Below are 12,438 nucleotides of genomic sequence, written 5' to 3' on the forward strand. Positions count from 1 at the left end.
TTCTACCGCATTAGCTTTTCGTTTCTTTTATTTATTATGTCTTTCTTTTAATGCAGAAATAACATCGGATAATGGCAAGTTTTGCTCTTTCAATAAAACTAATAAGTGAAAAAGTAAATCCGCGCTTTCCCATTGTAATTCATCATGGTCACGATTCTTCGCAGCAATAATCACTTCCGCTGCTTCCTCTCCGACCTTCTTCAGGATTTTATCTACACCTTTTTCAAATAAGTATGTAGTGTATGATTCCTCGGGACGCTCTTTCTCTCTTTGGCTAATAAGCTCTTCAAGCTCATATAAAAACGCTATATCCGCTTTCTTATTCATTACGCTTGGCTCAGCTTCATATAGAACACCTGTGAAGCATGATGTAGCTCCTGTATGACATGCAGGTCCATTCGGCTTAACAAGTACCACAAGCGCATCTTGATCGCAATCATAGGAGATAGAAGTAATTTGTTGTGTGTTCCCACTTGTTGCTCCTTTATGCCAAAGCTCACAACGAGAACGACTATAAAACCATGTTTCACCTGATTCAATTGATTTTTGTAGTGATTCCTCATTCATATAAGCTAGCGTTAGCACTTCTTTCGTATCAGCATCTTGAACGACTGCTGGAATTAAACCATTCGAATCAAATTTCAATTGTGTAACATTCATCGAACATTCACTCCTTCTCGTTGTAAATACGCTTTGACTTCTTTGACGGATGTTTCTTTGTAATGAAATATAGAAGCAGCTAATGCCGCATCCGCTTTTCCCTCATTAAATGCCTCTTTAAAATGCTCTGCATTACCTGCACCACCCGATGCAATGACAGGGACCGTTACAGCACTACTAACAGCTTTCGTTAAAGCTAAATCAAATCCGGATTTTTCACCATCACAATTCATGCTCGTTAATAAAATTTCACCCGCACCACGGACTACAGCTTCTTTCGCCCATTCAATTACGGCCCATTCTGTTTCACGTCTGCCTCCGTGTGTGTACACTTTCCATGAACCTGTGCTGTCATCATACTTCGCATCAATTGCAACAACGATACATTGTGTTCCAAAATATTGGCTACCTTCATTAATTAAGCTTGGATTCTCCACTGCAGCCGTATTTAAAGAGACTTTATCTGCACCTGCACGCAAGATTCGCTTCATATCTTCCAAACTATTAATTCCTCCACCAACTGTGAAAGGAATCGCTAGCTGAGATGCTACATCTTGAACAACTTGAACCATCGTTTTTCTTCCTTCATGCGAAGCAGAAATATCAAGGAAAACAAGTTCATCCGCACCTTCTTTATCATAAAACTTCGCCAGTTCCACCGGATCACCAGCATCGCGAAGACTCACAAACTGTATACCTTTTACCACACGTCCTTCTTTCACATCCAAACAAGGAATAATACGTTTTGTAATCACCGATACCCCTCCTTTATCTTCGTTATGCTTTCACACAAGCAAGTGCTTCTGCAACGGTGAAACGATTGCTATATATCGCTTTGCCAACAATGGAACCCGAGACACCAGAAGCAAATAGTTTAGATAAATCAGTAATATCTTCTAAACTACTAATACCTCCTGAGGCAATGACACTTTTGCCTGTTTCTTTCGCTAACAATTCTGTTGCTGCGATGTTTGGACCCGCAAGCGTACCATCTGTAGCAATATCGGTGAAGATAAACACTTCAGCTCCCGCTTCAGCAAGCGTCTTACCGAGTTCAATAGCTGTAACCTTCGACGTTTCCAACCAACCATGTGTCGCAACTATACCATCTTTCGCATCAAGTCCAATTGCAATGGCTGAACCGTATTTCTTTAACATTTCTTTCGCAAATTCAACATTAGACACTGCTACACTACCAAGAATGACTCTTTTCACACCATTTTCTAAATAATATACAATATCTTCTTCTGTTCGGATTCCACCACCAATTTGCACGTTCACCTGCAACTCTTTTGCAACTTTGATTACATGCTCATGGTTTACGCCTCGCCCTTCTTTTGCTCCGTCCAAATCAACCATGTGAATCCATTCAGCCCCTTGCTCAACAAAGCTTTTCGCCATCTCATACGGGCTATCACCATATACCGTTTCTTGATTATAATCCCCTTTATATAAACGAACGCATTTACCACCCCGCATATCAATTGCCGGATAAATTGTAAATGTACTCATGCTTTCACCTTCTCTTCTACAAGTTGCAAAAAGTTTCTCAATAAATGCATACCTAACTCGCCGCTCTTCTCTGGATGAAATTGCATACCGATTACGTTACTTTTCCCAACAATGGCTGGAACTGTTTCGTAATATTCCGTAGTCGCAATGTTTACTTCAGTATTATCACTTTGTAAGTAATAAGAATGAACAAAGTATACGTAATCTTCAACACAATCTTTTAGAATTGCATCTTCACGATTAAACTTCAGCTTATTCCATCCCATATGAGGTACCTTGTACGTTTCACCATCCGATGATGAACCACTAAATCGAACGATTTTTCCAGGTAATAATGACAAGCCCTTGCTATAGCCATTCTCATCACTTTCATCAAATAAAAGCTGCATGCCCAAACAAATACCCAATAAGTAGCCTCCATTATTGGCGTACGACTTAAGAAATTGATCTAATCCTTTATTTTGCAGTAGAACGATCGCATCCTTAAATGCCCCAACACCAGGTAGGATGATGCCATTAGCTTGTTCTAGATCCGCTACTTGATCTGAAATAAAATACTTTACCCCTAATCGTTCAAGTGCTTTACTAACGCTAAACAGGTTGCCCATTCCATAATCAACAATACCAATCATCTATAACATTCCTTTCGATGAAGGAACACCTTTTACACGGCTATCAATCATTGTTGCTTCATCTAATGCGCGAGCCATCGCTTTAAAAATTGCTTCAATAATATGGTGGGTATTGTGACCGTAATGTACGATAACATGTAAATTCATTCTTGCTTCTAGTGCTAACTTCCAAAGAAACTCATGAACAAGCTCTGTATCAAATGTCCCTACTTTCTGCGCAGGTAACTCAGCTCGAAATTCGAGGTGAGGTCGATTGCTTAAATCAATAACGACTTGAGCAAGCGTTTCATCCATTGGTACAAAAGCATTTCCATATCGCTTTATACCTTGCTTATCGCCTAATGCTTGAACGATGGCTTGACCAAGACAAATGCCGATATCTTCTGTTGTATGATGATCATCAACATCAATATCTCCCTTGGCATTGACCTCTAAATTAAAATGACCGTGTTTCGCAAACAAATCAAGCATATGATTCATAAACGGAACTCCTGTATCAAGATTCGATTTTCCTTCTCCATCAATTTCATACGCTAATTTTATTTCTGTCTCACCTGTTTTACGATGTACTGATCCTTTACGCACCATACAACATTCCCTCCCTAATCCTTATTTGATTCTGATATCAATAGCACGAGCATGTGCTTCTAAACCTTCTAATCTTGCAAAAGCAGCTATCTTCTCCGCATTACGTTCAAAGTCTGCTTGACTATACATAATGATGCTTGATTTCTTTTGGAAATCCTCTACATTTAAAGGACTTGAAAATCGAGCCGTCCCATTCGTCGGCAAGACATGATTTGGTCCCGCGAAATAATCACCGACTGGCTCAGAACTATAACGTCCTAGAAAAACCGCTCCCGCATGGCGGATTTTACCTAGCATCGACATTGGGTCATGTGTTAACACCTCTAAATGTTCCGGTGCAAGTTCATTAATAGCGTCGATTGCTTCGTCCAATGTTTCAGTCACAATGATTTTTCCGTAGTTTTCAATTGATTGGCGAGCGATTTCTTGACGTGGCAATGTTGCTAATTGCTTTTCTACTTGCTTTACTGTTTCTTCCGCTAACTTCATCGAATTTGTAACAAGTACACTGCTAGCACGAGCATCATGCTCAGCTTGTGATAACAGATCGGCTGCCACTTCTGCGGCATTAGCTGTTTCATCTGCAAGTACTGCAATTTCACTTGGACCAGCGATCATATCGATATCCACATCTCCAAACACTTCACGTTTCGCGAGTGCTACATATATATTTCCAGGACCTGTTATTTTATCGACGCGCTCAATGCTTCCAGTACCATAGGCAAGAGCTGCAATGGCTTGTGCTCCACCAACTTTGTATATTTCTGTAACGCCTGCAATCGAAGCCGCCGCCAATACGGAAGATGGCAACTTACCATCTTTGCCCGGTGGACACACCATAACAATTCGTTTAACACCTGCTACTTTTGCAGGCAACACATTCATGAAGACGGAAGAAGGATAAGCAGCTGTCCCGCCTGGAACATATAATCCTACAGAATCTAACGGGGTAATCTTTTGTCCGAGCATCGTTCCCGATTCTTCTGTTGAAATCCACGAATTGCGACGTTGTTTTTCATGGAAACGAGCAATATTATTTGCCGCCTCTTTCATAATCTCAAGTACGTGGTTATCAACTTCAATTAATGCTATTTTAATTTCTTCTGGTGTTACTAGGAATTGTTCGATTTCTACACGATCGAATGTTTGGGTGTAATGACGTAAAGCTGTATCCCCTTGTTCACGAACTGCAGCAATAATTGTTTGTACTGTTTCTCTTTGCTCAGATGTCCCTGAGTCCACAGACCTTTTCAATGAAAGGTTTCCTGTTCGTTTCTCGATTTTCACAGTCATTCCTCATTTCTCCATTAAAGTGTAGCTTCGTGTTGGATCACTTCCGCTAAGCGATCAACTAATTCCGTAATTCGCTTTTCTTTAATTCGATAAGATACTGGGTTAGCAATGAGTCGAGATGTTACATCAGCGATCTTCTCGTATTCAACTAAACCATTCTCTCTAAGCGTTTGACCAGTCGATATAATATCCACGATGCGCTCTGCTAAACCAATTAAAGGTGCAAGTTCAATCGAACCATTCAACTTAATAATCTCTACTTGTTCACCTTGTTCACGAAAGAAACTTGACGCAATATTCGGATATTTACTCGCAACTTTCGGTGCCACATCACTTAGTTTTGTGTTCGGCAAGCCTGCAACTGCCAAATAACAGCTACTAATCTTCAAATCTAATAATTCATATACATCACGTTCTTCTTCAAGCATAACGTCCTTACCTGCAATACCGATGTCAGCGACGCCTTGCTCTACATATGTTGCTACATCCATTGGCTTTGCTAGAATAAAACGGATATTTTCTTCTTCTACCTCTAGAATTAATTTACGATTATCATCGAATTCAGGAGGAAGTTGAAATTTTGCTGCTCGCAGTAAATCAACTGCCTCTTCAAAAATTCGCCCTTTTGGCATTGCAATGGTTAATGAATCCCTCATTACAATTCCTCCTTCCGACTACCAATCATGTACTGCACCGATTGAAAGCTTTTCGTAAATGCATCTAAATCTGTTACACCCGTTACTTCTTGTAACACAACCACTTCACCATTTACACGTAACTCTTTTGCTAAATTAATAGCTTCCATTCTACGTTCGTTACTATATAAAACGCATGTCATCTCATTGCTTTCTTCAACTACCCCAAGTGCTTCTAACAACCGATCCATAATAATAGCGAACCCAGTAGCAGGAGCATGATAACCAAATTTATCTAGCAAATTATCATAACGGCCACCGTTCCCAATCGGTAAACCAACATTATTTGCATATACTTCAAAAAGAATGCCCGTATAATAATTCATATGGCTCACCGCCGTTAAATCAAAGCTAACATAAGAATGAACATTGAACTCTTGCAACTGTTTCCACAGCACCTCTAACTGCTCGATAGCATGAATACTTTTTTCATCCTCTAAAATATCTTTGCCAGGTTGGAAGATTTCATCTGCCCCCCTTAAAGAAAGCAGCGCTAATAGACGTTGTTTATCAATAGAAGATAATGGTAATGACTTTACATGCTCGCGGTAGCCAACATAATTTTTCTCAAATAAATATTTACGACATTGTTCTGCTCGCTCTTCGTTGCCAAGTATGTGTAAGAAGAGTTGCTGTACAAAACCAATATGACCAATTGATACTTTAAAACCCGTTAAACCAACAGCTTGCAAAGTTGAAATGAGTAAAGCGATTGATTCCGCATCTCCACTCACTGTTGAATTCCCAATGCACTCTACACCTATTTGTTCGAACTCTGCAGGACGTCCTCCTTCTCTTTGTTGTGCACGATACACATTTGCTGAATATGCAAGACGAAGTGGAATTCGACTTTTCAACAATTTTGAAGCAGCTACACGTGCAATCGGAGCAGTCATATCTGGACGTAATACAAGCGTATGACCTTGTTGGTCCAATAGCTTAAACAATTGCTGATCAAGAATAGCCGATGCTGCACCAACTGTTTCATAGTACTCAAGAGCAGGTGTTTCTAACATTTGATAACCCCAACTATTAATTTCTTGTAACATCTTATTACGAACATTATTCTTCGCTCCATATAATAGTGGCAATGTATCTCTCATACCTAATGGTTTTTCAAACATAAAAAGCTTCGTCATCTCTATCACCTTCTTTTAGAATATTCCGATAAAATAATCGTAACCTATTTTTCCTATATTTTCATCTAATAAGAAGAAACTAAAATATGCACTTATTGATAGTTTAGTTTCTCCAATCCAGACATAATGGCTTCATTTGTTCCAACAGTATCTTATCCCACAAATACTTTAGTTCGCTAATATACTAACAAAATAAAGTTATATGTAGTTTACATTCCATACTCAATGAAGTCAAGATAGACAAATGATTCAAATTAAAGGAAAACATTCCCAATCACTTTAAACTAAGGTTAGAGCATGAAAAAAATGGTCATATAATCACGGTATTATTTACCAAAACTTTTCGCTATTGCTAATTGTTCAATAATAGTATAATTTTGTGGAATTATTTATTATTTGAACAATTAGGAGGACTTTTACTTGAAAGTAATTATCGCAACATTATTATCAACACTTCTTCTTTTCGGAGGAGGCTTTTCTGCACAAGCGGCAGTTAATGCTAATGAGCTTCAAAGTTATTTACAAGAAATCGCGTTAACAAGTGAAGAGCTAAATACATACTTAGCATCTTTCGATTTAGCAATTGCCGATTTTGAAGATGTAGAGGAATTACGTGACACATTAGGACCACGCGTTACAACGGAATCATTAAATCAATTATTAACTGACTATGAAATGACAAGAGAAGAACTTGAGGCATTATTAAAAGAGTATGGTGAATTAGAAGAAGGAAAAACAATCGAAGAAACATTTTTATTCATCTATGACGTCGAAGACATGATTTACCTAGATACAGATTTTGGTGAGATCGATGAGGATATTCTTGGTGAGCTTGAAGCATTCTTTGCACAATTTGGTATTACTGAAGCTGAATTAACAAAGCTTAATGACCATATTGAGAAAGTGATTGAACAAGACCCAGCACTTTTAGATCAGTTAGCTTCTTTATCTGAAAGAATGATAGCTTTTGAAGAATTCGAGATTGTTGATGAATTATCTTCTGCACAAATTTCGGAACTTTTAAGTATTACAGATGAGCTTAAAAATCTTTTACAATTAGATTTTTCTTTCTACCTTGTTAAAGATGGAGTAAAAACACCGGTTTCTTTCCAAGATTTATTAACATTAAAAGATGCTAAAGGTGCTAGCCTTTTAGTTGAAGTGTACAACACTACTGGTGAGTTATTATTAGACTTTATTCTAACTGGTGAAATGATCGGCTCTGATATTATTCATGAGTCAGGTAATGTAATCGGTACCACTACAGATAAAATCGAAACAAAACCTGTTAATAAGCCTATAACAGAAAAAGGTGCAAAACTACCAAATACTGCTGGAAACTACATGGGTACTTTCTTATTTGGTCTAGTTTTACTAGGTGCTGCAATCTTTACATTTAGAAAAGCAGGAGCTGTAAAATAAGTGAAATCTACAAAGCCTCGCAAACGGAAAAAGTTGATACTTCTCATTTGCGCCTTGCTTTTGCTGCTGGGTGGTGCTTATTTCACTACGACAAACGCTTATAAGTTACTAGCCGGCTACACGATGTACAAATGGAATAAAACTGTGGTTAAAGAAGATACAACAGAGTCATCCTCCAAACCAGTTTCAACTGTGAATAAAAAGCATGCTAACAAGGTGACTTATACGCAAATTCCAAAAGAAGGCGAACTGATGGGAGAGCTATATATTCCTAAGCTTGATAAATCATTGCCTATTATTCACGGAACAGATGAAGACGAACTAGCCAAAGGCGTCGGCCATTTCGCTGGATCAGTTTTACCTGGTGAACGAGATAATTCCGTATTATCTGGACATCGCGATACCGTATTTCGCCGCTTAGGTGAAGTAGGTGTAGGTGATGAACTCGTAACAACAACTACTGCTGGAACATTTACTTTCAAAGTGAAGAAAACCCGCATCGTTGATAGTGACGATCGAACCGTCATTGTTCCAAAAACCAAACCAACATTAACCGTAACCACATGCTATCCTTTTGATTTCATTGGAGATGCACCAAATCGCTATATACTAGTCGCCGAACTAGTGAAGAAAGATCTAAATACGGTTTTCGTTGCAAGTAAGTGATATGAAGGTCTATCTCTTGGTGAGATAGATCTTTTTTTGAATTGTGGTTTGTGAGTATTTGTTTGGTTTCCTGCTCATATATTTGGTTCTCTGCTCATATTTCTAATTCTCCGCTCATATAATTCACACCTATACTATCTTTCCCCACAAAAAAAGACTGACAATATTGTCAGCCCATGTTTCCTTGGTTCATTCCATATATCGGATCGTCTTTCCAACGTTCAGCCAGTTGCTCTTTCGTATAAATAATTTGCATTGGATTGCCACCAACAAAAGCGCCTGCTGGTACATCTTTATGTACGACTGTTCCTGCAGATACAATGGCTCCATCACCAATTGTTATACCTGGTAAAATTGTTGTGTTTGCACCAATCATTACTTCACTTCCAATTACTACATCACCTAGACGATATTCTTTAATTAAATATTCGTGAGCTAGAATGGTTGTATTGTATCCAATGACTGTATTGCGTCCCACCGATATCTTTTCTGGAAACATAATATCTAACATGACCATTAAAGCAAACGATGTTTGATCGCCTACTTTCATGCCAAGAAAAGTTCGATAAAGCCAATTTTTCATAGATAAAAACGGTGTATATCGTGCTGTTTGTATCACAACAAAATTTCGGACTACTTTCCAGAAAGGAACTGTTTTATACACATGCCATAAAGAATTTGCACCTTCAACTCGATATCGTACCGTTTTTCTCATTCTCACTCAACCTTTAGTATATGTAATAAATCTCTCATATTATCGAGCATATAATCTGGATTATACGCTTCTAAATGCTCTCTTCCTTGCACAGTCCATGCTACACCAGCCGTTAATGTTCCTGCATTTTGTCCTGCAAGGATATCATGAGAACTATCTCCAACCATAATCGCTTCTTCTGGTGTAGAGTGCAACTGTTCTAAAGCCATATTGATTGGCTCTGGGTCTGGTTTTGCATTTTTTACATCATCTAAAGTCACAATTACATCAAAGTAAGGATCTAACTTTCCAATTTTTAACCCTTTTAAAACAGCAGCTCTTAGTTTAGTTGTAACGATTCCAATTTTGAAACCTGCCGTTTGTAAAGCTTCAATTGTTTCTAACACACCTTCATATTCTTTTACTAATGCATCGTGATTCTTCATATTGAATTCACGGTAATAGTCAACCATTTCATCAACTCGCTCTGGATCTATAGATTGAAATGAATCAACTAATGGTGGTCCAATGAATTTCAACATGTCTTCACGACTATATTTATTTGGATAAAAGTGATTAAGTGTTTCAGTAAACGAAGCAAGAATTAAATCAATGGTATTGATAAGCGTTCCATCTAAATCGAATAATACGGTATTGATGTTGCGTGTCATAAGTTGCTTCCTACCTTCTTTCCAACTTGTTTTAAACGAAAGCAACCCGCCTTAGTAAGCAAGATTGCATTCGTTGAATAATTTGTTACATATCTTTATACCTTGCATTGCTTAAGCCTTTTACGCGTCTATAAATAAGCGTAATAACAGCACCAACAATTAGCACAATAGAAATAATTTGAGCCATTCGTAAAGTGTCAGTTAACATTAAACTATCTGTTCTCAGTCCTTCAATAAAGAATCGGCCAATACTATACCAAACCACATACGTTAGGAAGAGTTCGCCACGTCGTAAGTTTACTCTACGTAACAGTAGCAAAATAATAACTCCCAAGAAACTCCAAAGCGATTCATATAAAAATGTTGGATGGTAGTAGGCTAAGCCATTAACGCCATCAATATACATTTGATTAATAATCCAATCTGGAATAAACAAGTTTTCTAGGAACTGTCTACTTACTTCGCCACCATATGCTTCTTGATTGATAAAGTTACCCCAACGGCCAATCGCTTGTCCAAGCAAAATGCTAGGTGCAGCAATATCCGCCACTTTCCAAAACGAAATTTTCTTTACTCTACAAAATACGTAAGCTGTTAGAACCGCCCCAATTAATGCACCATGAATCGCGATTCCACCATTCCAAATCGCAATGATTTCACTAGGATTTTGCACATAATAATCCCATTGAAAAATAACATAATAGATACGCGCCGAAATGATAGAGATCGGAACAGCAAATAAAATTAAATCTAAAAAGGTTTCCTTCGGTAAACCTCGTTTTTCCGATTCACGTAATGCTAACAATAAACCTAAAAGTAAACCAGTACCAATAATCACACCATACCAATGTATGGACAACGGCCCCAATTGAATAGCAATGGGACTAATAGGATCAAATTTATCCATTTATACGATCGCTCCCTTCCCTTCATAACTTTTTTAATATGTATCTTCGTGATCTCCTTCATCAATCACTTCAGACAGTTTTGTTGTAAATTGTTGTGCAGCATTCATTCCCATTCGTTTCAAACGGAAATTCATTGAAGCTACTTCGATGATAACTGCTAAATTTCGTCCAGGTCGAACAGGAACTGTTAAACGCGGAATTTCTGTATCAATAATCTTTTGCTTCTCATCATCTAGACCTAAGCGATCGTAATGCTTGTTCTTCTCCCAAAGCTCAAGATTAATAATTAAAGATATTTTCTTTTTACTCAGAACAGCTCCTGCTCCGAATAGAGTCATAACATTAATAATTCCCAACCCACGAATCTCTAGCAAATGCTCAATTAAATCAGGAGCACCCCCTACTAATGTGTCTTGATCTTCTTGACGGATTTCTACACAATCATCCGCTACTAGACGGTGTCCGCGTTTTACTAGCTCTAATGCTGTTTCACTTTTACCTACGCCACTTTTTCCTGTAATTAGAACACCTACACCATAAATATCAACTAAAACACCATGTACAGCTGTTGTTGGAGCCAATTTACTTTCTAAATAATTCGTTAATCGGCTAAATACTCTCGTTGTTTTCATACGAGAACGTAACACTGGTACAGATTCTCTTACAGATGCTTCGATTAACTCTTCCGGTATTTCTTGATCTCGTGTAACAATGATACCAGGTGTAATATCTGTGCAAAGCATATCCATGCGGTGTTTTCTTTCTTGTTTACTTAATTTATTAAAAAAAGACAACTCTGTTTTTCCTAATAATTGCATTCTTTCAGCTGGGTAATATTCAAAGAAACCAGCTATTTCAATTCCTGGTCGTGACAAGTCACTAGACGAAATAGGTCTATTAATCCCCTCTTCACCACTAATTAACTCTAGATTAAATTTTTCAAGTATGTCTTTCGTACGAACTTTCGCCAAATGGAATCCTCCTTAATTCAAACACAATCTATTCGCTCTGTCCTAACTAACGCCGAGATAACGTTAAGTAATAGGAACACGATTGTTTCAACTAACCAACAGCAGGGAATATACCCGATTGATGGATGTTTCACTTTATTTTAGCACTAATTGCATTAGAACCAAATATGAAGAAAAGAATTATCTATAAATGGCTAATTCTAACATTTAACCTATAAACTATATTGCCCAAGTTCTAACTTACATTATAACTTGAACTGAGTATAAACGAAATTTTCTGACTGAATTTATCCCGTTCTAACTGGCGCTAAGACTCCCACNNTAAGTGGGAGATTAAGCACCAGTAAGAACCCGATTGGCTCAACTAATAATCGGTGAGGGATGGACGAACCCCCCACCGATTAAAGTTTCACTTTATAGGAACTATCTCTACTTTAACTTATTTACAAACAATCATCATATCAATCTGCTTCTCTACAAAAGCGAAAGTCGCACCCGTTCAGCGCCGTTTTAAGACTTACGCACTTCGCACGAGATAAAGGAAACACGAAGAGTGGAGCGATTCGATTTGTCTAGCTTCAACGGCC

At 38.0% G+C, this 12,438-nt stretch carries 14 protein-coding genes; 2 read left to right on the top strand and 12 right to left on the bottom strand.

Features of this window, described 5'->3' with window-relative positions; all coding sequences use genetic code 11:
• Window positions 1-27: 27 nt before the first annotated feature.
• From hisIE to V7014_RS08225, 8 genes are read right to left on the bottom strand one after another with little or no spacing between them, the layout of a single operon-like run.
• Window positions 28-660 carry a bifunctional phosphoribosyl-AMP cyclohydrolase/phosphoribosyl-ATP diphosphatase HisIE gene (gene hisIE, locus V7014_RS08190; protein WP_335506020.1) on the bottom strand — a complete coding sequence of 211 codons (633 nt, stop codon included), beginning with the start codon at window positions 658-660 and terminating at the stop codon, window positions 28-30.
• Window positions 657-1,415, bottom strand: a complete 759-nt coding sequence (gene hisF / locus V7014_RS08195) for an imidazole glycerol phosphate synthase subunit HisF (RefSeq protein ID WP_335506022.1) — start codon at window positions 1,413-1,415, stop codon at window positions 657-659. Before hisF ends, hisIE begins: the two co-directional genes overlap by 4 nt.
• A gap of 22 nt (window positions 1,416-1,437) precedes the next feature.
• On the bottom strand, window positions 1,438-2,172 hold the full coding sequence (gene hisA / locus V7014_RS08200) for a 1-(5-phosphoribosyl)-5-[(5-phosphoribosylamino)methylideneamino]imidazole-4-carboxamide isomerase (RefSeq protein WP_335506024.1): 735 nt from the start codon (window positions 2,170-2,172) through the stop codon (window positions 1,438-1,440).
• The gene (gene hisH / locus V7014_RS08205; protein ID WP_335506025.1) at window positions 2,169-2,804 is read right to left on the bottom strand and encodes an imidazole glycerol phosphate synthase subunit HisH; all 636 of its coding nucleotides are present in this window, start codon (window positions 2,802-2,804) and stop codon (window positions 2,169-2,171) included. Before hisH ends, hisA begins: the two co-directional genes overlap by 4 nt.
• Window positions 2,805-3,392 (bottom strand): imidazoleglycerol-phosphate dehydratase HisB, encoded by a 588-nt coding sequence (hisB, locus tag V7014_RS08210; RefSeq protein ID WP_335506028.1) that lies wholly within the window; start codon window positions 3,390-3,392, stop codon window positions 2,805-2,807. It lies immediately after the preceding gene.
• A 21-nt stretch (window positions 3,393-3,413) separates the two neighbouring features.
• Window positions 3,414-4,679, bottom strand: a complete 1,266-nt coding sequence (gene hisD / locus V7014_RS08215) for a histidinol dehydrogenase (protein ID WP_335506053.1) — start codon at window positions 4,677-4,679, stop codon at window positions 3,414-3,416.
• A gap of 20 nt (window positions 4,680-4,699) precedes the next feature.
• Window positions 4,700-5,341 carry an ATP phosphoribosyltransferase gene (hisG, locus tag V7014_RS08220; protein WP_335506030.1) on the bottom strand — a complete coding sequence of 214 codons (642 nt, stop codon included), beginning with the start codon at window positions 5,339-5,341 and terminating at the stop codon, window positions 4,700-4,702.
• Window positions 5,341-6,519: an ATP phosphoribosyltransferase regulatory subunit gene (locus V7014_RS08225; protein WP_335506032.1), complete on the bottom strand. Its 1,179-nt coding sequence runs from the start codon at window positions 6,517-6,519 to the stop codon at window positions 5,341-5,343. Before V7014_RS08225 ends, hisG begins: the two co-directional genes overlap by 1 nt.
• A 420-nt stretch (window positions 6,520-6,939) precedes the next feature.
• On the opposite strand from V7014_RS08225, the gene V7014_RS08230 reads away from it, so the two are divergent.
• Together V7014_RS08230 and V7014_RS08235 are read left to right on the top strand one after the other, a co-directional pair.
• Window positions 6,940-7,941: a processed acidic surface protein gene (locus V7014_RS08230; protein WP_335506033.1), complete on the top strand. Its 1,002-nt coding sequence runs from the start codon at window positions 6,940-6,942 to the stop codon at window positions 7,939-7,941.
• Window positions 7,942-8,607, top strand: a complete 666-nt coding sequence (locus V7014_RS08235; protein WP_335506035.1) for a class D sortase — start codon at window positions 7,942-7,944, stop codon at window positions 8,605-8,607.
• 169 nt (window positions 8,608-8,776) lie between these two features.
• Here the strand turns inward: V7014_RS08235 and V7014_RS08240 are convergent, their stop codons facing one another.
• The 4 genes from V7014_RS08240 to hprK all read right to left on the bottom strand — a co-directional run bounded on the left by V7014_RS08240 (window position 8,777) and on the right by hprK (window position 11,851).
• Window positions 8,777-9,322, bottom strand: coding sequence for an acyltransferase (locus V7014_RS08240; RefSeq protein WP_335506037.1), 546 nt, complete (start codon window positions 9,320-9,322; stop codon window positions 8,777-8,779).
• Window positions 9,323-9,324: 2 nt separating this feature from the next.
• Entirely contained in the window at window positions 9,325-9,972 is a 648-nt protein-coding gene (ppaX, locus tag V7014_RS08245) for a pyrophosphatase PpaX (RefSeq protein ID WP_335506039.1), read from the bottom strand.
• Between the two features lie 85 nt (window positions 9,973-10,057).
• Window positions 10,058-10,879 (bottom strand): prolipoprotein diacylglyceryl transferase, encoded by an 822-nt coding sequence (lgt, locus tag V7014_RS08250; protein ID WP_335506041.1) that lies wholly within the window; start codon window positions 10,877-10,879, stop codon window positions 10,058-10,060.
• 33 nt (window positions 10,880-10,912) lie between these two features.
• Window positions 10,913-11,851, bottom strand: a complete 939-nt coding sequence (gene hprK / locus V7014_RS08255; protein ID WP_335506044.1) for an HPr(Ser) kinase/phosphatase — start codon at window positions 11,849-11,851, stop codon at window positions 10,913-10,915.
• Between the last annotated feature and the right edge of the window lie 587 nt (window positions 11,852-12,438).

The sequence above is a fragment of the Bacillus sp. JJ722 genome, from assembly GCF_036963345.1.
Taxonomy (GTDB): Bacteria; Bacillota; Bacilli; order Bacillales; family DSM-1321; genus Bacillus_AD.

Bases quoted from the DNA above. Each gene is read 5' to 3' on its own strand.
- hisIE (WP_335506020.1), bottom strand. From the start codon at position 660: ATGAATGTTACACAATTGAAATTTGATTCGAATGGTTTAATTCCAGCA.
- hisA (WP_335506024.1), bottom strand. From the start codon at position 2,172: ATGAGTACATTTACAATTTATCCGGCAATTGATATGCGGGGTGGTAAA.
- hisH (WP_335506025.1), bottom strand. From the start codon at position 2,804: ATGATTGGTATTGTTGATTATGGAATGGGCAACCTGTTTAGCGTTAGT.
- hisB (WP_335506028.1), bottom strand. From the start codon at position 3,392: ATGGTGCGTAAAGGATCAGTACATCGTAAAACAGGTGAGACAGAAATA.
- hisG (WP_335506030.1), bottom strand. From the start codon at position 5,341: ATGAGGGATTCATTAACCATTGCAATGCCAAAAGGGCGAATTTTTGAA.
- V7014_RS08225 (WP_335506032.1), bottom strand. From the start codon at position 6,519: ATGACGAAGCTTTTTATGTTTGAAAAACCATTAGGTATGAGAGATACA.
- V7014_RS08240 (WP_335506037.1), bottom strand. From the start codon at position 9,322: ATGAGAAAAACGGTACGATATCGAGTTGAAGGTGCAAATTCTTTATGG.
- ppaX (WP_335506039.1), bottom strand. From the start codon at position 9,972: ATGACACGCAACATCAATACCGTATTATTCGATTTAGATGGAACGCTT.
- lgt (WP_335506041.1), bottom strand. From the start codon at position 10,879: ATGGATAAATTTGATCCTATTAGTCCCATTGCTATTCAATTGGGGCCG.